Below are 21,249 nucleotides of genomic sequence, written 5' to 3'. Positions count from 1 at the left end.
GAGGAGGGAAATGCAGCGTGTTCAAATTCTGGAAAGGGCGGGAGAAGAACAAGGTCTTGTCCGAAGTTTCCTCAACACCTGTTCCGAATATGGAAGCAAGTTCAGAAGAGAAGATTGTAATGCTAAGAGGAAGAAATACTGAGCAATACGTAGCCCCAGTGATCGGTATGACAATACTGGAACTCGCAGAACAGAATGAGGTGGATTGGAATTCCTTTTGCAAGAGAGGGACCTGTGCCCGCTGTCGTTGCCATGTTAGTGAAGGGTTAGAACACTTGTCTATACCGAATCAAGCCGAAGAGAGTCGGCTTGATCCCGAAGAGATTGATGAGGGGTACCGTTTGGGTTGCCAGAGTAAATTTGAGAAGATTGGCGTTACCTCGATTAAGCACGCACCATATTTTTGAAGAGTTTTCATCATGACACTACCCGGAGACCTGTGATCAGGTTTTCCGGTTTTTTTATATCATGACATGATAAGACATTAGGAGGGAAATCATGGACCGTTCGAACCCAAATGCCCCAGGTTCAACAAGCCCGATTCAGAACAAGATAGGGAGCGTTTTTGTTCCTGTAAAAAATATTGAGCACGCTCGTGACTGGTATTGTCAGCTTCTTGGAATTGACTCAAATGAATGCGAAATCTTAAATGGACATTTATGTCCTCTTCCAATGCAGGGCACAGGGATCATTTTGGACACCATGCCAATGTGGGGTGGGAAGGAGCCAAGTGGAGCGCCTCCAATTGCCACTCCTGCCTTCATGCTGCTTACGAAAGATTTGGAAGCATCCTTGTCCTATGCCAGAGCGAAGGGTGTGAGTATTATGACAGTTAATGAACAAGACCCATGGTTTGTTATTAAAGATCCAGATGGAAATGCACTGATGGTATGCAGGGAATAGTTAATAACAGACAATGTAGATCGCTTGGGGGTGTTATTAATTGTATAAAATCATAATTGTTGATGATGAACCAATCGTCCGTGAAGGTATCCGCAATCGAATTAGCTGGGCGGACCATGGTTTTGAATGTGTTGGTGTTAGCGAGAATGGACAAGAGGCGTTAGGAATGATTGCCCACTTTCGTCCGGATGTCGTCATGACCGACATATATATGCCTTTTATGGATGGACTGGAGTTATCACGGCATGTTGCGGAACATTATCCAGGAACGAAGATGATCATTCTGACAGGTTATGACGATTTCGAATATGCACAGCAAGCTGTGAAGCTTCAAGTGACTGATTTTATTTTGAAACCGATTACATCTGCGGAACTTCGTGAGGTGTTGGACAAACTGAAAGTTCAAATGGACGAAGAGCGAGGACATCTTGAACATTTAAATCGGTTAAAGCAGCAATTGAATGAGAGTCTCCCACTACTCAAAGAAAGATTTCTTGAACGGATGGCCACCATGGCTCTGAATGAATGGGAAATTAGAAGCAAAATGGCTTATTTTCAGATTCCGTTATCTGGTCCATTGTTCGTAACTATAGCTACGGATATGGATGAGTGGCCTTCTGAGGATCAAGGTACCGACAATGAACTTTATTCGTTTGCTGTTTACAATATCATTCAGGAGATTATGGACAAAGAACCAGATTCAGCTGTATTCCGGTATAAAGGGAACAAGGTTATAACGATCTTGTCCGGTTCAGGTGAAGAAGAGATTTACACCCTTGCTCAAGAACGGGCTGAGGAAATTCGTGCTTCAATTAAGCGGTATTTATCAGTTACGGTAAGTGTTGGAATCGGTACGATCTGTCGTGAACTGAAAGACATAAGGCATTCGTGCCGTGCCTCTGTAGCTGCACTCGAATATCGTTTATTGATTGGCAGCGACCAAGTTGTGAGTATATCAGATCTGGAGAACAGGCGCTCTAAGCCGTTATATGATGGAGCAGAATCGGAGAATTCGCTTATTTCCGCGATTAAGACAGGGTCACCTGAGGATGTGGATCGCTCTATTGGTAGGATCATTAGCGAACTCCAAAATGCCTCCATATCAATTGAGCAATGCTATGTTCGAGTACTGCGTACGATGCTGGCTGTTCTCCAGGCTTTACTGGAGATCGGCTGTAATGAGACAGAGTTGTTTGGAAAAGAGACTCGTCTCTTAACTGAACTTTACTCGTTTCGTTCATTAGAAGAGATTGAATTTTGGCTTAAGGATATGTGCGGAAAAGCGATGATTGGAGTTGCTGAAACACGTAGAAACATATCGCGCAACCAAATATCGGAGGCGGTACAATTTATTCATCATAATTATGATGATATCGAGCTATCCGTCAAGATGGTCAGCAGTCGGATTTTCATGAGTGCGAGTTACTTCAGCTCTCTATTTAAAGCACACACAGGAAAAACATTTGTAGAATATGTCACGGGATATCGAATGGAAAAGGCCAAAGAACTATTGAAGCATTCATCCTTGAAAACGTACGAAATTGCTACGAAAACCGGTTATCAGGATGCTCAGTATTTCAGTGTACTATTTAAGAAATGTACTGGGGATACACCGACGGAATACCGCCAGAAGATGATGGTTGACGGAGCATGAAGATATGGCGTCAGGTGAAAATAAAGAGCATCCAATCCCGTATTGCAGGCACTTTTGTCATGCTAGTACTATTGACAGCTTTGCTGCTTATCTTTATTTCCTATCGACTGTCAGAATCTGCAGTTCGAGAGACTGCAGAGAGTTATACCACCGAATTAATTAATCAAGTAAATGCGAACATCCAGACGTACATCACAGGTATGAAGGATATTTCGCTTACAGCAATGAACAACCCCGATGTTCGGGATTACTTAACATACGGTAAATCTCTTCCTCCGGAAGATCTGTCTGCGCTCGAGTACAAAATATCTGAATACTTCCACTCAATCCTTGTCTCTCGAAAGGATATTACATCCGTTAATATTTTCGGATATAACGGATCATTTATCTCGGACCGTAGAGGCGTGCAATTGAATCCAAACAGTCCTCCATCGGAACAGTTCTGGTACAAGCAGGCCCAGGAAGCTTCAGGACAGGTTGTTATTTCCTCCTCGCATGTACAGCCGGTGATCAAAGATGAATATCAATGGGTAGTTTCCCTGAGCCGGGAACTTCGTGGCATTGATCGTTCTCAAGGACTAGGCATATTACTCATTGATCTCAACTTCAAGGTTATTAATGATATGTTAAATCAATTGGATCTGGGCAGCAGAGGTTATGTGTTCGTGGTCGATCGCGAAGGGAATATTGTCTATCATCCTCAGCAGCAACTCCTCTACAGCAATCTGAAGACGGAGGAAATTGATCGTGTGATGAAGGAAACCACGGGTGGATTTGTTACAGAAGAAGGCGGGGTTAGTCGAATTTATACGATTCAGGATTCGGGATTCGGTTGGAAGATTGTTGGGGTGTTTTATGAGAATGAGCTGGTAGACAACAAAAAACAAATGAAACTATCGTTTGCAGTTGCTGGCTTGTTCTGTATCGCGGTCGGTGTGATGATCTCCTATCTTATTTCTCGTAATCTGACACGTCCTATTAAAAGATTACAGGAAAATATGAATGAGGTAGAGAAAGGGAACTTCGACATTCGGGTCCCTGTCGGGCACTCGAAGGAAATATCCAGCTTGGCCCGAAGCTTCAATTTAATGATGATGAAAATTAAAGAATTAATGCACCAAATCGTGGTTGAACAGGAAGTTAAACGTAAGAGTGAACTGAATGCACTGCAAGCGCAGATTAATCCGCATTTTCTTTACAACACACTCGATTCTATCATTTGGATGGCTGAGAGCAAGAAGCACGATGAGGTTATTCTCATGACTTCCGCTTTAGCCAAGCTCTTCCGGGCTTCTCTTAGTAAAGGTCAAGAATTAATCCCCATTGCAACAGAAATCGAACATATTACTAGTTATTTGAAGATCCAAGAGATGAGATATCAGGATAAGATGGGATATACCGTTCAATTTGATCCATCTCTCAAACGTTATATGACATTAAAGGTCTTGCTTCAGCCTCTTGTAGAAAATGCTATATATCATGGTATCAAGAATAAGCAAGGAAGGGGTATGATTCGTATTTACGTAAGTCGGGTCGGAGATGATATAGAACTCCGTGTTATCGACGATGGAATCGGAATGGATGAAGAAACAATACGTACAATTCTATATTCTACGGAAACGCAGGAGTCTAAGATGGGTGTCGGCATCGCTAATGTACATCAGCGTATTCAGCTGTATTTTGGAATGAATTATGGATTATCTTATAAAAGTGTCGTGAATGAAGGAACGACTGCCATTGTGACGATTCCTGCCATTTACTTTGATGAGAAGAAAGAGAGTGAGGAGGAGTCAGCCTGATACGTTCGATCAAAGTACGATATATATTGCTGTCACTTCTGGCCTTGGGTATGCTGGGTTTTGTTATTGTGAATCTGTGGGGAAACAATTCTTCATCAGAACCAAAGAGGATCATCGTAGCAGTCAAAGCGACGAAAGAAATAGATTTCTGGAGAGTTCTAACTGATGGGGTGCATACAGCGGCGAGGGAATTTGGTGTAGAAACTTCAATTATAGGTCCACCCAAGGAGAAAGAAGTCGATTTACAGATTTCGATGTTAGAAAACGCACTATTAGAGGGGCCAGATGCGATAGTTATGGCGGCGGGTGATTTCAACGGTCTCGTACCCATCGCTAAGAAGATCAGGCAGGCGGGAATTCCCCTAATAATGATTGATTCGGATATCAATGGTGATTTTGCGCACAGCCTGATCTCTACGGATAATATCGATGCCGGGCAAAAGGCAGGAAGAGAACTGGCTGCTTTGCTTCCGGTGAATGCCAAGGTGGCTATTATAAGTTATGTGCAAGGAGCATCTACACAGATCGATCGGGAGCACGGCGTTCGAAGTATTCTTAAGGAGCGAGAAGGCACGGAAATTGTAGGAACCTATTATAGTGAGGGCATGGTAGAGACGGCTTACACGCTTACGAAAAAGCTTCTTCAAGAACGTAATGACCTCGACGGCATTGTCGGTCTGAATGAGCCTTCTACAGTGGGGGCCGGCCGGGCGATTCAAGAACTTGGGCTAGCGGGCAAGGTTAAGCTTGTCGGATTTGATAGCTCCATTGAAGAGGTGAAACTCCTTGAGGCAGGTGTCCTTCAAACGATAGTTATACAACAACCATTCAGTATAGGCTACCTGGGTATTAAAACAGCGGTGTCCGTTATGGAGGGAGACAAGGTTCCTTCCGAGATTTTTACGGACTCCGTAGTTATTAATAAAGATAATATGTATACAGAAGAAACTCAAAAGCTGCTCTTTCCCTTTGTGGAAGAGTAGTTTTTTTGGGGATGTTTGATCCGATGATTCGAACACATTGGGCTAGAAGGAAGGGACAGAAAGCACTAATTTAATATAAATAGTTGAATATTCAACATGAAGAGGAGGAAATTCTATTCCTCGGATTCCTTGAGACTAATACAATGATTCATACAGACTTCATGCAAAGAGGTGAGAAGCTTGGGAGAAGTACTAGTATCTATGACAGGGATCGAAAAGGGGTTTCCTGGCGTTCAGGCGCTAAGTGATTGCCGTTTTGAATTGTTGAGTGGTGAGGTTCATGCGTTGATGGGTGAGAATGGTGCAGGTAAATCCACGTTGATGAAAGTTCTTACCGGTGTTTATCAGAAGGATGCTGGTTCCATCTTGTATAAAGGTCAGCCTATCGAATTATTAAATCCTAAAGCAGCTCAAGATATTGGTATCGGAATGATTCATCAAGAATTAAATCTTTCACATGATTTAACGGTTGCCCAGAATATATTTATGGGACGTGAACCGAAGAAGGGCTTCGGACTCTTTCTTGATGAGAAGGAACTTCATCGTAGAGTACTACAGCTCTTTGAGATGATGAGCCTTGACATGGATCCATCCACAGTGGTATCGGATTTGACTGTAGCCAAGCAGCAGATGGTTGAAATCGCTAAGGCTTTGTCTTTTAACTCGGAAGTATTAGTGATGGATGAACCGACTGCTGCTTTAAGTGAGATCGAGATTGAAGATTTATTCAGGATTATCCGGCAGCTTCGTTCGAATGGAGTTGGAATCGTTTACATTTCACACCGGATGGATGAAATTAAACTAATTACAGACCGGATCACTGTAATGAGAGATGGGCGTTATATCGATACGGCGCTTACTTCAGAAGTAACGAATCAACAAATTATATCGATGATGGTCGGTAGACAAATTTATGATATTTCGAGACCGGAGAATGCAAGGAATGATAGGGAAACTGTGCTTGAAGTTATTGGGTTGAATCGTGGCAGAACACTTCATAATATCAATTTTACGCTTAAGAAAGGAGAAATTCTTGGGGTAGCCGGCTTGGTAGGAGCGGGACGGACAGAGCTTGCTCGTGCAATATTTGGAGCTGATAAAATCCAGTCAGGAGAGATTCGGATACATAACCGAAAAGTCAGCATTAAAGAACCCCATGATGCGGTTCGGCAAGGCATCGGTTATTTGTCAGAGGATCGTAAGAGATTTGGGTGTGTAGTCGATCTGGATGTGAAATCCAATGTCGTGATTGCTTCTTATCGTAAATTTAAGTTTGCTGGATTTATCCATTCCTCCAAGATCAGAAGAACGACACAAGAGATTGTCGACAAGTTGAAGGTCAAAACACCGCATGTCGATCAGGAAGTTAAATTTCTCTCTGGAGGCAATCAGCAGAAGGTGGTTATTGGTAAATGGCTGACCCGAGATTGCGACATTCTTATCTTTGATGAACCAACAAGAGGAATCGATGTGGGAGCCAAGAGTGAAATCTATAAGCTGCTCAATGATCTGACAGAGCAGGGGAAATCCATCATTATGATCTCGTCAGAGCTGCCGGAAATACTTCGTATGAGCCACCGGATCATCGTGATGTGTGAAGGACGCATAACAGGTGAGCTTGATTACCAAGAGGCTACGCAGGAGAAAATTATGCACCTGGCGACCGCAAGAATGTAAGGTACCCGAACAATTCACGTCAGGAGGATAATATGGAATGAACATAAAACTCAGGTCAAAATCAGGAGCACTTCAGCAAGTATTGGCACTCGCAAGCTTGGTAGTATTAATCGTTACATTTTCGTTATCATCAGGCAACTTCTTTCAATTCTCCAACATCGTCGGAATTTTGTTCTCAACCGCAGTTATTGGTGTTCTGGCACTCGGTTCCACATTCGTCATTATCACTGGAGGCATTGACCTTTCCGTTGGTACAGTAATGACCTTGAGTGCGGTTATGACAGGCGTATTTATCACTTTCTGGGATTTACCAGTTCCGCTTGGGATCGCCGGAGGAATATTGACAGGCGCACTCTGTGGATTGCTCTCCGGAACCGCTGTCGCTAAGCTCAAGATTCCGCCGTTTATTGCAACACTGGCAATGATGATGATTGCTAAAGGATTAGCTTTGGTTATCTCAGGAGCGAAGCCGATCTACTTTAATGATGATGAGATTTTTATGGAGGTTGCACAAGGTTCTATACTCGGATTTTTGATACCTGGCTTTGATATTCCGAATGCGGTTCTTATCTTCTTCATCGCCGCGATCATCGGTTATATCATTCTGTCGAAAACCATCATTGGTCGATACAATTTTGCGCTTGGAAGCAACGAGGAGGCAACGCGCTTATCCGGTGTTAACGTTAACTATTGGAAGATCGTCATTTATACACTGACCGGGGCTTTTACCGGGCTCGCTGGTGTACTGATGGCATCGCGACTCAATTCAGCGAATCCAGCCTTAGGTGCGGGATACGAGCTCGAAGCCATTGCAGCGGTTGTAATTGGCGGAACTTCTCTAAGCGGGGGGAAAGGAACGATTGTAGGGACGGTTATCGGAGCATTGATCATGAGCGTGCTTACAAACGGTTTGCGTATTCTGTCTGTTCCTCAAGAGTGGCAGACGGTTGTTGTAGGGATCGTTATTATCTTGGCAGTGTATGCTGATATCCTTCGTCGCCGGAAAGCTTAGAACAGAAATCTATACTTATTTCCGAGTTCAATCCAATGCAACACTTTACTAGGTAGACGCTTCCTGAAGAAGGAGGATCTATAGATTGCAATCATTTCATAAACAAGGGGAGAATGGATGATGAAAAAGCTTTCAATACTTGCGATGGTACTTATGTTAACAACAAGCCTGCTTGCAGCGTGCGGGACGTCAAAGAATGCTGGAAACGGCGGTGATCCAAGCCCTAGCGACAATGGATCAGGCGCACAAGCAGCGGGGGAAATTTACATCCCGATTGTTTCGAAGGGGTTCCAGCATCAATTCTGGCAAGCAGTGAAAGCGGGAGCAGAGCAAGCAGGGAAAGAATTTAATGTGAAGATTACTTTTGAAGGTCCGGAGACGGAGTCTCAAGTGGATAAGCAGATTGAAATGCTGCAGGCTGCGCTTGATAAAAAACCAAGTGCCATCGGATTCGCAGCGCTTGACAGCCAAGCTTCCATCCCACTTTTGAAGAAAGCGAAGGAGAATAACATTCCGGTTATCGCTTTTGACTCTGGAGTGGATAGCGACATCCCGCTTGCAACAGCATCTACAGATAACTTGGCAGCATCTGCACTGGCAGCTGACAAGATGGCAGAGTTGATTGGTAATGAAGGCAAAATTGCAATGATCGTCCATGATCAGACGAGTGTAACGGGAGTTAACCGCCGGGATGGATTCAAGAAGCAGATTGAAGAGAAATATCCGAACATTCAAATCGTAGATATTCAGTATGGCGGGGGAGACCACTTGAAATCGACTGACCTTGCCAAAGCGATTATGCAAGCGCATCCAGATCTTAAGGGCTTCTTCGGAGCTAACGAAGGTTCAGCGATTGGTGTGATCAATGCTGTTGCGGAGTTGAAGAAGGAAGGACAGATAACGGTTGTTGGATTCGATTCAGGTAAACAACAAATCGATGCGATTAAAAATGGTAGCATGGCAGGAGCGATTACTCAAAATCCAGTTGGTATTGGTTATGAAACGGTAAAGGCGGCTGTCGCAGCGATTAAGGGTGAGAAGATTGAGCCAGTTATCGATACTGGATTCTACTGGTACGACAAGAACAATATTGATAGTGATGAGATTAAGGCTGTTATTTACGAATAGTAGTTTCTTAGGTGAAATCGGGTCGATTAGAAAAGAAAATGTCTTCTTTTCTAATCGACTTTTTTGATTGGTGTTTAGTTCTTGAATTGAATGTCTCGCTCTTGATCCCTGAAGGAGCTCGGAGTCTGTCCTGTTACCTTCTTGAACAGCATAGAGAAGTACTTCTCATTCCCGTACCCTACCTGGGATGCCACTTCGTGCACGGGATTATTGGTGTTTGTGAGAAGTCGCTTAGCTTCTTCAATTCGCCGGGATATCAAGTAATTAAAAGGAGAATCTCCAGTCTCTTTTTTGAACAGGTGGGACAGATAGTGCTGGCTAACATATAACGTATCAGCAATGTCTTTCAAGCTGATGCTCTGTGTATAATGCTTATCAATGAATTGCTTGGTACGTAGCGCGATTTCATTCTTTCCCTTAAGTTCTTGAAATTGATGCTTCACATCCACAATCCGGTAGATGACCGTAATCAGAGACATGAGCAGGTTCGTGCTTAGTGTCTCATAACCCAGGACCTGAGAATCGCACTCTTGTAATATCTCTGAGAGATAGCTCTCAACTTTATATGCATATTTCTCACAAGAAATAACCGGATCAACATAGGGTGGAAGCAGCATCCCTTGCGGAACACCGTCGATATGAAGGTTATCTACACCACAGTAAATAACTTTTATGGGACCGGATGCTCTAAAATGCTCTTCATGAGGCACGCCCGGGTTATATACGGCGACATCCCCTTGGTGAAGCTCATAGGTTTTGCCTCCAATCATAAACTCTCCGCTTCCTTCGACGATGTATATAATTTCGCAGTAATCATGAATTTGCGGAGGACCGTAGAAAAAAGATTCATCTATAACCTGACCGGCAAATAAAAGTTCTGGATTGCGTTTAAAGCTGAATTGATCACTCTTGCTGTAAGGTATTTCGATTTTAGGCACCAGATGTCCCTCCAAAATCCTATGATAGCTTCATTATATAATAATCTTCACTATATTGCTGTCTTGCCATCAAGAAACAACAATATAGTGGGTTATCCGCTGGTATAAACCTCATTAGAATATACGTAAAGATAGTAACTAAAGGAGGTAATAGAATATGATTGAAAGCGATTACAGATGGAAAGATGGATTTCCTAAAATAGGCATACGGCCAACGATTGACGGAAGAAGAAAAGGGGTACGAGAGTCGCTAGAAGACCAGACGATGAATCTGGCAAAGGCTGTTGCGAAGCTGCTATCGGATAGTCTCCGCTATCCGAACGGCGAGCCTGTAGAGTGTGTCATCGCGGATACTTGCATCGGTGGTGTGGCAGAAGCAGCTGCAGCAGCGAAAAAATTCAAGAATTCTGAAGTTGGTTTGACGATTACTGTTACACCATGCTGGTGTTATGGTACGGAGACGATGGATACGGATCCATCCTTGCCGAAGGCTGTTTGGGGCTTTAATGGCACCGGTCGTCCAGGTGCTGTGTACTTGGCAGCCGTTTTGTCTGCTCATGCTCAGAAGGGACTTCCTGCGTTCGGTATTTATGGTGAGGACGTTCAAGATGAGGGAGATAGCGTCATTCCGGATGACGTTCAGGAGAAATTACTTCGTTTTGCGAGAAGTGGTCTGACTGCTGCTCAAATTCGTGGCAAATCTTACTTGTCGATGGGCTCTGTATCTATGGGAATAGCCGGTTCGATCGTAAACGATTCGTTCTTTCAAGAATACCTCGGCATGCGTAATGAATATGTAGATATGAGTGAGTTTACACGTCGTTTGGAAGAAGGTATCTATGATCCGGAGGAATATGAAACAGCGCTAAAATGGGTGAAGGAAAGCTGCAAAGAGGGACCTGATAACAATCCTGAGCATTTGCAATCCAGTCGGGAGCGCAAGGATCTGGAATGGGAAACAGTTGTCAAAATGACGCTGATTACACGCGATCTCATGATTGGAAATCCTCGTCTGGCAGAGCTTGGCTTCGAGGAAGAAGCGCAGGGCCACGCTGCCATTGCATCCGGATTTCAGGGACAGAGACAATGGACAGACCATGCGCCGAATGGTGACTTCCTGGAAACCATTCTGAATTCATCCTTCGATTGGAATGGCAAGCGTTCCCCGTATATCGTAGCTACAGAAAACGATAGCTTAAACGGTGTAAACATGCTCTTCGGTCAATTATTGACAAACACGGCGCAGATTTTCGCTGATGTTAGAACATACTGGAGTCCGGCAGCGGTAGAGCGCGTAACCGGATATAAGCTGGAAGGCGTTGCAGAGGGAGGAGTTCTGCACCTTATCAATTCGGGTTCTGCAACACTCGATGGCACAGGGGAACAGGAACGTGACGGTAAACCTGTCATGAAGCCTTTCTGGGAAATTACCGATGATGAAGTAGAGAGAACTTTAAAGGCTACACAATGGAGACCAGCTTCTGTGGAATATTTCAGAGGTGGCGGCTTCTCAACCGATTATTTAACTCGTGGCGGTATGCCTATGACGATGTCCCGTCTGAATATGGTCAAAGGACTCGGTCCGGTACTTCAGATCGCTGAGGGTTATTCCGTAGATCTTCCGGAGCACGTGCATGACACGCTTGATAAGCGTACCGATCCGACATGGCCTACAACATGGTTTGTACCGAATATTACGGGCCAAGGTGCTTTTTCTAGCGTTTATGAAGTGATGAACAATTGGGGAGCGAATCATGGGGTAATCAGCTATGGTCATATTGGAGCAGACTTGATCACGCTAGCATCCATCCTTCGAATTCCTGTTAATATGCACAATGTTCCAGCCGAGAAGGTTTTCCGTCCAAGAGCATGGGGAATGTTCGGTACAGATCATGCAGAAAGTGCAGATTTCCGGGCATGCCAAAACTTCGGTCCATTATATAAATAATCAGATAATTAGATAGCGAAGGGAGAAACCTTATGTACAACATGGATACACGAAACGAGCTATGTAAGTATGCACGTAAAATCGTAGATAACGGCTTGGTGGTTGGACCAGGAGGGAATATCAGTGCCAGAGCCGGAGATAAGATGTATTTATCTCCGAGCGGCTTTGCACTTGAAGAGATTGAACCCGAGCAATGGATCGAGGTGGACATTCCTACGGGTGAGATTACGGATATCGGTCTTCGCCCTTCTTCTGAGGTGCTTATGCACTTGTATGGCTACCGTGCGAATCCAGATATGGGTGCGATGGTACATACCCATCCGTCTCACTGTATCGCGTTTACACTGATTGAGAAGGAGCTTCCGGTGATGTTCCCGGATCAAGCGGCACTCGTTGGAAGAACGGCATATATTCCCTATATTATCCCCACAACAGATTTGCTTGCTGATGCCGTAGCCGAGAAAGTGGTTCTCGCAAGTTCGATCTTGCTCGGCAATCACGGACTGGTTACGACGGGCAGGAATTTACGCGAGGCTTACTACCGTACACAAGTTGTTGAAGAAAGTGCGAAGATTTATTTGAGTGCACGTGCGGCTGGTACCCCAGTGCCACTAACTGATCAGGAAGTTGATGATATTGCTGCGCTGGAAAGTGAAGATTATCGTATTCAGTTACTCCAAAAAATGAAATAACGATAGTCCGCCTAGGATTTTCTTTAATTGAACAACCTCTTAAAGGGTGGTGCTAGTGATGAAGGATTCTTCTGCGGTGCTTGCATTTGATATGGGGGCGAGCAGCGGCCGTGCGCTGATCGGAGAGATCATCCGGCAGGAAGAGGGAGACCCGGGATTGCTTCGAATCACAGAGATTCATCGTTTTCCCAATATACCTGTACAAATTGGTGAGCATTTGCACTGGAATATCGCTGCTCTTTTTCAAGAAGTGAAGCATGGGATCCAGAAGGCATTTCAAGCCGGATATTCGCCGGAAAGCTACGGGATGGATACCTGGGGGGTTGACTTCGGACTTGTTGATCGCAACGGTGAGCTTGTCGGTATTCCTTATCATTACCGAGACACACATACGGTCGGCATGGTGGAGAAGACATGCGCTCAGGTGGGGCGTCAGCGCTTGTTTGATGAGAGTGGGCTAGCATTCATGCCTTTTAATACGATTTTTCAATTGAATGCGATGCTGAAAGCAAACTCGCCTAAGCTGGAAATTGCAGATAAGCTGCTATTAACGCCTGACTTGCTGCATTATTTTTTAACAGGTCAGAAGGTCTGTGAGTTTACGATGGCTACGACTACACAGCTGTATCATGTGAAGAATAAAGCTTGGAATACCGAGCTTATCGAAGAGCTTGGCCTTGATCCATCCTTATTCATAGATCCGATAGAACCAGGAACTATTATTGGGCAACTACAGGAATCGATCTGCCAGGAATTGAATGTTCCAGCCATGAAGGCCATTGCAGTAGCATCACATGATACGGAGTCAGCTGTTGTAGCTGTGCCTGCAGGTGCTGGATCGTTTGCTTACCTGGTGTGTGGTACATGGTCACTCCTCGGTACGGAACTCAGCGAGCCGCTTATTCATCCGGATGTGCTCGAGCTTGAATTCTCGAATGAAGGTGGTGCCTTCGACACTTTTCAACTGCTTAAGAACATTATGGGACTGTGGATTATCCAGGAATGTAAGAGGCAATGGGATCGTGATGGAGACGGTTACTCGTTTGGTGAACTTGTGGAATTAGCTCGTGATGCTACACCATTCCGCAGCTTTATTGCGCCGGATGATCTGCGATTTATGAATCCAACTGACATGATTGCTGCCATTCAGCAATACTGCCAGGAAACAGGACAGCCGATTCCTCGAAGCCAGGGTGAAATTGTCCGCTGTATACTAGAGAGTCTTGCCTTGAGATATCGGGAAGTGCTGGAAAGAGTTGAAACCCTTACAGGCAACCTTTATTCGGGCTTGCATATGGTCGGCGGTGGTATTCAGAATGAACTCCTCTGCCAGTTTACGGCTAATGCTCTTGGGCGCCCCGTATGGGCGGGACCTATTGAAGCTAGCGCAATCGGTAACATGCTTGTTCAATTTATTGCGAGTGGTACCATTTCTAGCCGTGAAGAGGGGGTTGAGCTTGTTAAGAGATCCTTCCCTATGTCATCGTATGAACCAGACCAAGGTCAAGAATGGAACCAAGCTTTTGCTAGATTCAGCAGCATAACTGCGGTGTCTGTATAGAATAGCTTGCTTTAGTATTAACGTAGATAGATCCCTTGTGAAAGGTTGCGTAAATATGCTAAAAGGAATCTCAAGCTTGATATCTCCTGAGCTGCTCAAAGTATTAATGGAAATGGGACACGCTGATGATATCGTGTTCGGTGATGGCAATTTCCCTGCAGCAAGCCACGCACAGCGTCTGGTTCGCGCTGATGGTCATGGTATTACAGAGCTGTTAAATGCTGTGCTGCCCCTGTTCCCGCTTGATATCTATGTGGAATCCCCTGTTGCATTGATGGCTGTTACACCGGGGGATACCGTGAAAACGCCAATCTGGGATGAGTACCGTAATATTGTTAGAGAACATCATTCCAAAGAGATCGAACTAGAAGAGGTTGAACGATCTGCATTTTATGAGCGTGCCAAAAAAGCGTATGCTGTCGTTTCAACGGGCGAGAAGGCGCTTTATGCCAATATCATTTTGAAAAAAGGCGTTGTTGTTGAATAATCAGTTTCTTCTTTATGTCAAAAGATGTCTTAAGGTCCAGTGACTTTAAGACATCTTTTGTTTGTTATGCACATAAAAATCTATAATCATTAGCTATGAGAACAGTATACATTCGTGTCGAAAAACATGAATGTGCTCGGATTTTGCTTGCTAAGTAAGTCTGTATTTGTAACATTGTTTGTACTTTTGTCAGCTTGCAGGTATGTCAGATTATGATAGGGAATATGTTTCTTCCATATAGGAGGTGGAAGAGACAGCATATGAGTTTATCTCTTAAAAGGGAGGATTTTGTGAGGAAAAATTGGCGAATGTCTAGCACGTTAAGGCTCTTCTTTATACTTGTTGTCATTCTTCCAATTATTCTATTCTCCATCATTATCTTAAATATTTATGAACGTGACATCCTTCAGCAGAATACGTTACGTTCCCAACAAACAGCTCAGGCTCTATCATACTCGGTCAGTCAGGAAGTTAACAGGTTGACTGGTTTATTTGCCTCGATTGGTATGGATAAGGATGTCCTTGCGAAACTCAATGATATTCATCAAAAGATAGGAATCGAGAAACAGCAGGCCGAGTATGAGTTGAAAGTTCTGATTGAAAAGTATACGGCATCTATATCGGGACGAGTATTGTCTGTCAATTTTTTTTTCAAAGACCATCAATCCTACTCTTACTTAAGGAACTTAAATATGGATGATTCTTACTTTCGTCAGTTGTCATGGTATAAGGGTGTGTTACAAAATCCAGACAGTGTTCACTTCTTAGGGATGATGTCTAACTCCTTGTATGGAAATTACAATCCTTATAATATGGTGGCTGCTCTTTCTCCAAGTGTGATTAATCCATTATCCCATCTGGAAATGATGTTATTTACTTTTGAAAGCAGTGCCTTTGATCATATTTTACAGCCGCGTGACAATACGGAATCTACCCTGCATATCGTCACAGAAGAAGGCCAGATTATTTCATCGAACACCCTAGCTTATAGAGGTAGCGAATTATCGATGCATTGGTTTGCAAATCGTGGGCAGGAAGACAAAGGGTACTTTGTAGATATGAGTGAGGAGAATAAGAAACTAATCACTTATGCAAAAATTGACCAAACGCAGTGGTGGCTTGTACAATCCATTCCGTATGCTGACCTGACAGCCAATTATCAAAGTGTAAATTATATCGTCTGGATATTTGCGATTATGATTATTGTGGCATTTATTTTAGTCTCCTTCTATTTAGTGTCGAATGTCACCAAGCCGCTGAGTGAGCTGTTACGCCAAATGGATCGGGTTACTGAAGGAGATTTAAACGCTAAATTTATGGCTTCTGGCAGCTTGGAATTGATTAAGTTAGGATATTCTTTTAATCACATGACTGACCGTGTTCAGGAACTGTTACTAGAACATGAAAAGCAAGAGATCGAGAAAAGAAAAGCAGAGTTTGCAGCACTGCAGTCTCAAATAAATCCGCACTTTTTAATCAACACCCTAAATTCGATCAAGTTTATGGCTTTAATCAGTAAGGCAGATAATATTCGGAATATGACACACGCATTAACAAGATTATTAGCGTCTTCTTTTAATCGAGGCGGAATTCTGACCACGATTGGTGAGGAGATGGATCACTTGAAACATTACATATACATCATGGAGATACGCTTCGGCAGACCTATCCAAACCGAGTGGGAAGTAGATGAGGGGTTATCCGACTATTACATATTAAAACTGCTACTCCAGCCTATTTTAGAGAACAGTATTATTCATGGATTGAAAAATGTTGATTATTCTGGAATCATTCAGATCACTGTAAAAAGACAGGGGGAGGATCTGGTTATTACAATAGCCGATAATGGTGTAGGCATGATGGATATAGAGACACAGGAAGTAAACAGTAATGGAAAACGTCATCAACATTCTTTTAGTGGGATGGGAAATAGTAACGTACATAACCGAATTCAACTTCATTACGGGTCTGACTACGGATTGAATTATCAGAAGAACATCCCCCAAGGGACGATAGTCTCGATAAAACTACCTCTAATCCAAACAGCTGAAGAGAATGAACCGTAAAGAAAGTTAGAAGAAGGAAGATCGTAATCATTCCGGCTTGATCGATCATAAAAGATCATGTCCAAGCTAAAAACATCATTCAGATGTGATCTTAGAGACGGTAAGATTCATTTAATGTTGTAAGCGTATTCTTTAGCTGTTTTATATTTTTTCGAAGGCTGTGATGATACGACGTGAAAATCCTACTCCGCGCTTTCTATATTGGACTGCTTTCTTTTATTATCATGGGCTGTATTCTATCACTGAGCACACTCAAGCGAACGGGAGAACCCCTGCTAGATACACATGATAAGGTGAACCAGGATCAACCGATCAAGATTAAGTTTGGAATGTGGGAGGCGAAGAGTGATATCGAGTTCTGGACGGAAAAGGTAAAAGAGTATTCCGATATCAAACCTAACGTAACGGTTGAAGTAGAGACAATTCCGGACAATAGCGGTCAATACTTAAAGGTTCGTTTAGCAGCTAATGATCTACCGGATATTTTTTACTTGAAACCAGCCGATTTGATTACTTACAAAAGTGCTCTTCTACCGTTAGATGACCTAAAAGCCAGTTCTCAAAATAAATATCCAGCTAAAATCGATGATTCGATTCTGGGACTGCCGCTTGTTTCTTTCTCTGAATATGTCTATTACCATCCGAGTATTTTTAAAGAGGTGGGCGTGGAAGTCCCACAAACGTTTGATGAGTTTATGGATGTGTTGATGAAGATTAAAGAACACGGCAAATATATTCCGATTGCAATAGGCGGGAAGGACAATTGGACATTCTATCCTTTCTTAGAATTCGGTCCTCCGTTGTTATCTAACAATGAGAATTATTTGTCATCAATCTCCCAAGCCAATCGTCCATTCGGAAAGGGGTCTCCTTTTGAAAAAGCTGCCAAGATGATTAAAACGATGGCAGAGCATGAACTGGCAGGACCGGATGCTCTCAATATTGGTTTTGATCAGGCAACTCAGTTGTTTCAAACAAACGATGCGGCCATGTTAGTTCTCGGTCAGTGGTACTTCAGAGATCATTTATCCATGGTTAAGAGTGATAAGGATTTAAACGCCTTTGCTTTACCATGGAGAGAGACTACTTCAGAACGTTTGCAGGCGATTACCATGCCAGATCAATATTTGGCTATTAACAAAAATTCTAAGAATACAGAAGAAGTAAAAGCATTCTTCGAATGGGTGTTTAGTCCGGAAGTTTATCAAGTCTATATTAATTATTCTCAAAATTCATCCACATTGAGAGATGTTGAATCGGTTCTTCCGTTTTTCAACAAAGTGCAGGAGGAGCACCCTTTTGAGTCATTTATGTATTTAGGAATCGATGAAAAATTTGAAAAAGTGAAAAATGTGGTGCAGTTTGATGAGAAGAAGACAGCACAGGAAATATATTCAGGGGCGGAGATTCCATATATCCAAGAAAAACTGAATCGTGAATGGGAAAGAGCGGTTCAGGCTTTGAAGTAATCATGTGATCAATTGGAGGGAATTATGACGAAATTTAAAGCTCTCATTGTTGATGATGAACCATTAGCCAGACTAGCACTTCGGGAATATATATCGATTGCATCGACTGATTTTGAGATCGCAGGAGAAGCTGGTGACGGCAGGGAGGCTTTGAGCATGCTTCAAGCCCGCCAGGATGTAGACCTTGTTTTGGCAGACATTCACATGCCGAATATGAATGGGGTTGAGCTCCTTGAAGCACTCAATAATACCTCTTATCCCAATCAACCGCTAACGATCATGCTCAGCGCATACGGAGACTATTCTTATGTAAGAGATTCGTTTGTGCATGGTGCTTTTGATTACATGCTTAAAGCCAAATTGGATGAAACCTACATTGCCCCAGTATTACACAAGACGGTAGATGAATTGAAGAAGCGGCAGAATTCTTCAAAAGCAGCAGCTGATCAGGAAGATAGCAGTGCCTCTGTCTGCGCTGTTCTGCACCGACTTTCACTGTCTGATTCATTAGAGACCATGGGAGAAGATGATGAGTTCTCATCATCTTTGGAACTTGTTCGAACTCATATGGGTGAGAAAAATCTGGAGGTTGCTCTTATCCGGCTGTCTGATTCAGTTCAGTTTGAAGATTCACACCGTATGATTATGCAGACTATTCGTAATGTGACGAATCGAAGCAGAAGCGAAGGAATATGCCATGTTTGCCGCTATGACGACAGACATTACGTATTGTTCTTCGCTTTTCCTGAACAAATCAGCCTTATGGCTGTTCGCAGGCAGACCGATGTGATTTTGTCTGAGGTGAGTATGAGACTGAAGCAATTTATCAATTTGAATCTATCCATGGGAATCAGTGATATTGCGGATGGAGTGCAACAGTGGAACCGGTTATTCCGTCAAGCTGAACGGTTGGCTGGCTTAAGTTACTATCAAGGATATAACCGATTGTATTATCCGGAAGCTGAAAGACGGCCGACAATTCAACCTGATACCTGGAAAGAGCAGTGGTATTTGGTCAGAACTGAAATGCTAAAATCACTTAGCGATGCGGATACAGCAAAATGGCGAGAAGTATATGAACGCTGCTGCAGATTGCTAATCGAGAGATATCCATCTTCTCCCGATCATATAAAGTCGGATTTGGTTGATATGATCTGGGAAGCCGGTGCGTTAATTTACCAGAAAGGACTGTCTTGGGAAAAGCTTCATGATCAATTGCCATACCCAATCACGGATCATATACATAAACAGGAGACTTGGGAGAAAACAGTTCATTGGTGCCGCTTATTTCTAGATAATCTCCATCAAAAGCTGCATCCGAAAGACAATGCAAAGATTTCTACACTTAGCTCTGTTGTTGCTAAAACGAAAGAACTGGTAGAGAAAAATTTTAGTGAAGATATTCATTTATCATATATTAGTCAGATTGTTGGTGTTAGTGAAAGCTATTTAAGTAAGCAATTTTCGAAAGAAATTGGAATCAATTTCATTCAGTTTTTAACAAATTTACGGATCGAAAAAGCGAAAAAAGCACTGGAGGGTGGGATGAAAATATATGAGGTCTCAGAGCAAGTGGGTTATGTAAATCCAGAGCATTTTAGCCGTATATTCAAAAAAGTTACTGGTGTTAGTCCTCTAGCTTATCGTAAAGAAATGGAATAATGTTTTTGAATAAAAAAAGATCATAGAAATAACAAAGCATAACAAAAAAAATCAAGGTTTAATCAAAATAAATCATGTGTATCCGCTTTCAGAATTTATATGATTAAGGGGAGCTGTAAAGAGAGGAGAATTGAAGAATTCATACATAGGCATTGAACTATAAAAAGTTAGAGAAGGGATGTTCATAATGAAACGAAAATCATTAATGATCGCACTAATCTGTACACTCTGTTCGTCGATGTGGCTGAATGCAGTTCAAGCGGAGAAATCTTCAGATTTTGAGATGAAGACTTCCGCAACTGAATCTGCCGATTCTACTTTTACAGTTACATTAAAAGGGAAAGACATACAGGACTTGTATGCGTATGAAGCGAAATTTAATTTTGATCCTAAAGTACTTGAGATCGTAAAAGCGGAAACGAAGATCAAAGGTTTCTCTGTATCTCCAATAGTCAAAAACAACGAAATTACAATTGCCCATACCAAAATTGGCAATGTGAGTGGTGAAAAGGGCGACTTGGATATAGCGACGATCACATTTAAAACTAAAAAGGCAGGTACGACCGCTGTGAAATGGACAGCGCTTAAAATGCTTGACCGAAACCTCAAAGATCAAGTGTTTACCCCGAATCAATCCTCAGAATTTACCAAGATATTCAGTGACATCGTAGGGCACTGGGCGAAAAAAGATATCATGGAAATGGTAAACAAAAACATCGTTGAAGGTATGGACGCTGATACCTTTGCTCCGAATAAAAATATTACCCGAGCCCAATTTGCTGCACTTATAGCTAGAGCATTAGATCTTAAAGAAGGAACTGGAAGCAATCCGTTTACAGATGTTAAAGCGGGCGTATGGTATGAGGACACCGTTAAAAAAGCATATGCAGCTGGAATTATTAGCGGTATGTCTAAGACTAAGTTTGCGCCGGATAAGAGCATCACTCGTGAAGAAATGACCACCATGTTGATGCGTGCAAAAGCATACGCTTCCGGAGTGAAGGTAGACAGTCTTGCTTCAGGATCAACCAAATCATTTAAAGACGATAATAAGATTAGCCCTTGGGCGAAAAAATCAGTCGGTTTTGCCTTGAAGTCTGGCTTAATGAAGGGCAGAACAAAGACTACATTTGCTCCAAAAGCATCTGCTACAAGAGCAGAGTCCGCCGCAGTTATTAAGAGATTGCTAAACTCCAATTAATTAAGATATACGAATGAAGCTTGTAGCCGGCTCTTCGCAGAATCAGCTGAGATGTAGTGATACCTTTTG

Annotated in this window: 17 protein-coding genes; 16 read left to right on the top strand and 1 reads right to left on the bottom strand. The window is 42.9% G+C overall.

The window, feature by feature from the left end:
• The first annotated feature begins 17 nt into the window (after positions 1-17).
• The 8 genes from ACFQV5_RS10740 to ACFQV5_RS10705 all read left to right on the top strand — a co-directional run bounded on the left by ACFQV5_RS10740 (position 18) and on the right by ACFQV5_RS10705 (position 9,156).
• Complete coding sequence (locus ACFQV5_RS10740; protein WP_379246519.1) at positions 18-407, top strand: 2Fe-2S iron-sulfur cluster-binding protein; 390 nt, start codon at positions 18-20, stop codon at positions 405-407.
• A 91-nt stretch (positions 408-498) separates the two neighbouring features.
• Positions 499-903: a VOC family protein gene (locus ACFQV5_RS10735; protein WP_379246517.1), complete on the top strand. Its 405-nt coding sequence runs from the start codon at positions 499-501 to the stop codon at positions 901-903.
• Positions 904-943: 40 nt separating this feature from the next.
• Entirely contained in the window at positions 944-2,557 is a 1,614-nt protein-coding gene (locus tag ACFQV5_RS10730; RefSeq protein WP_379246515.1) for a response regulator, read from the top strand.
• Positions 2,554-4,356: a cache domain-containing sensor histidine kinase gene (locus tag ACFQV5_RS10725; RefSeq protein WP_379246513.1), complete on the top strand. Its 1,803-nt coding sequence runs from the start codon at positions 2,554-2,556 to the stop codon at positions 4,354-4,356. Before ACFQV5_RS10730 ends, ACFQV5_RS10725 begins: the two co-directional genes overlap by 4 nt.
• A 26-nt stretch (positions 4,357-4,382) precedes the next feature.
• Entirely contained in the window at positions 4,383-5,339 is a 957-nt protein-coding gene (locus ACFQV5_RS10720) for a substrate-binding domain-containing protein (protein ID WP_379246511.1), read from the top strand.
• A 180-nt stretch (positions 5,340-5,519) separates the two neighbouring features.
• Entirely contained in the window at positions 5,520-7,016 is a 1,497-nt protein-coding gene (locus ACFQV5_RS10715) for a sugar ABC transporter ATP-binding protein (RefSeq protein WP_379246509.1), read from the top strand.
• 37 nt (positions 7,017-7,053) lie between these two features.
• Entirely contained in the window at positions 7,054-8,028 is a 975-nt protein-coding gene (locus ACFQV5_RS10710) for an ABC transporter permease (RefSeq protein ID WP_379246507.1), read from the top strand.
• 117 nt (positions 8,029-8,145) lie between these two features.
• Positions 8,146-9,156 (top strand): ABC transporter substrate-binding protein, encoded by a 1,011-nt coding sequence (locus ACFQV5_RS10705; protein ID WP_379246505.1) that lies wholly within the window; start codon positions 8,146-8,148, stop codon positions 9,154-9,156.
• A 74-nt stretch (positions 9,157-9,230) separates the two neighbouring features.
• Here ACFQV5_RS10705 and ACFQV5_RS10700 read toward each other — a convergent pair whose 3' ends face one another.
• Complete coding sequence (locus tag ACFQV5_RS10700) at positions 9,231-10,094, bottom strand: AraC family transcriptional regulator (protein ID WP_379246503.1); 864 nt, start codon at positions 10,092-10,094, stop codon at positions 9,231-9,233.
• Positions 10,095-10,251: 157 nt separating this feature from the next.
• Here ACFQV5_RS10700 and ACFQV5_RS10695 point away from each other — a divergent pair, with 157 nt between their 5' ends.
• The 8 genes from ACFQV5_RS10695 to ACFQV5_RS10660 all read left to right on the top strand — a co-directional run bounded on the left by ACFQV5_RS10695 (position 10,252) and on the right by ACFQV5_RS10660 (position 21,180).
• Positions 10,252-12,042, top strand: a complete 1,791-nt coding sequence (locus tag ACFQV5_RS10695; protein ID WP_379246501.1) for an L-fucose isomerase — start codon at positions 10,252-10,254, stop codon at positions 12,040-12,042.
• Between the two features lie 32 nt (positions 12,043-12,074).
• The gene (locus ACFQV5_RS10690; RefSeq protein WP_379246499.1) at positions 12,075-12,734 is read left to right on the top strand and encodes a class II aldolase/adducin family protein; all 660 of its coding nucleotides are present in this window, start codon (positions 12,075-12,077) and stop codon (positions 12,732-12,734) included.
• A 58-nt stretch (positions 12,735-12,792) separates the two neighbouring features.
• A complete protein-coding gene (locus tag ACFQV5_RS10685; protein ID WP_379246497.1) occupies positions 12,793-14,295 on the top strand; it encodes a rhamnulokinase in 1,503 nt (500 codons plus the stop codon).
• A gap of 55 nt (positions 14,296-14,350) precedes the next feature.
• Complete coding sequence (gene fucU, locus ACFQV5_RS10680; RefSeq protein ID WP_379246495.1) at positions 14,351-14,782, top strand: L-fucose mutarotase; 432 nt, start codon at positions 14,351-14,353, stop codon at positions 14,780-14,782.
• 290 nt (positions 14,783-15,072) lie between these two features.
• Positions 15,073-16,848 carry a sensor histidine kinase gene (locus ACFQV5_RS10675; protein WP_379246493.1) on the top strand — a complete coding sequence of 592 codons (1,776 nt, stop codon included), beginning with the start codon at positions 15,073-15,075 and terminating at the stop codon, positions 16,846-16,848.
• Positions 16,849-17,141: 293 nt separating this feature from the next.
• Positions 17,142-18,317: an ABC transporter substrate-binding protein gene (locus ACFQV5_RS10670; protein WP_379246491.1), complete on the top strand. Its 1,176-nt coding sequence runs from the start codon at positions 17,142-17,144 to the stop codon at positions 18,315-18,317.
• Between the two features lie 24 nt (positions 18,318-18,341).
• Positions 18,342-19,979 (top strand): response regulator transcription factor, encoded by a 1,638-nt coding sequence (locus tag ACFQV5_RS10665; protein ID WP_379246488.1) that lies wholly within the window; start codon positions 18,342-18,344, stop codon positions 19,977-19,979.
• Between the two features lie 187 nt (positions 19,980-20,166).
• The gene (locus ACFQV5_RS10660) at positions 20,167-21,180 is read left to right on the top strand and encodes an S-layer homology domain-containing protein (RefSeq protein ID WP_379246486.1); all 1,014 of its coding nucleotides are present in this window, start codon (positions 20,167-20,169) and stop codon (positions 21,178-21,180) included.
• Positions 21,181-21,249 lie beyond the last annotated feature (69 nt).

It is taken from the genome of Paenibacillus sp. GCM10028914, assembly GCF_042666275.1.
Lineage (GTDB): Bacteria > Bacillota > Bacilli > Paenibacillales > Paenibacillaceae > Paenibacillus_AQ.
The sequence above is the reverse complement of the archived record's forward strand: the minus strand, read 5'-3'. Positions and strand labels throughout refer to the sequence as shown.

Coding starts and splice junctions, on each gene's coding strand:
- ACFQV5_RS10735 (WP_379246517.1), top strand. CDS start 499: ATGGACCGTTCGAACCCAAATGCCCCAGGTTCAACAAGCCCGATTCAG.
- ACFQV5_RS10725 (WP_379246513.1), top strand. CDS start 2,554: ATGAAGATATGGCGTCAGGTGAAAATAAAGAGCATCCAATCCCGTATT.
- ACFQV5_RS10710 (WP_379246507.1), top strand. CDS start 7,054: ATGAACATAAAACTCAGGTCAAAATCAGGAGCACTTCAGCAAGTATTG.
- ACFQV5_RS10705 (WP_379246505.1), top strand. CDS start 8,146: ATGATGAAAAAGCTTTCAATACTTGCGATGGTACTTATGTTAACAACA.
- ACFQV5_RS10695 (WP_379246501.1), top strand. CDS start 10,252: ATGATTGAAAGCGATTACAGATGGAAAGATGGATTTCCTAAAATAGGC.
- ACFQV5_RS10690 (WP_379246499.1), top strand. CDS start 12,075: ATGTACAACATGGATACACGAAACGAGCTATGTAAGTATGCACGTAAA.
- ACFQV5_RS10685 (WP_379246497.1), top strand. CDS start 12,793: ATGAAGGATTCTTCTGCGGTGCTTGCATTTGATATGGGGGCGAGCAGC.
- fucU (WP_379246495.1), top strand. CDS start 14,351: ATGCTAAAAGGAATCTCAAGCTTGATATCTCCTGAGCTGCTCAAAGTA.
- ACFQV5_RS10665 (WP_379246488.1), top strand. CDS start 18,342: ATGACGAAATTTAAAGCTCTCATTGTTGATGATGAACCATTAGCCAGA.
- ACFQV5_RS10660 (WP_379246486.1), top strand. CDS start 20,167: ATGAAACGAAAATCATTAATGATCGCACTAATCTGTACACTCTGTTCG.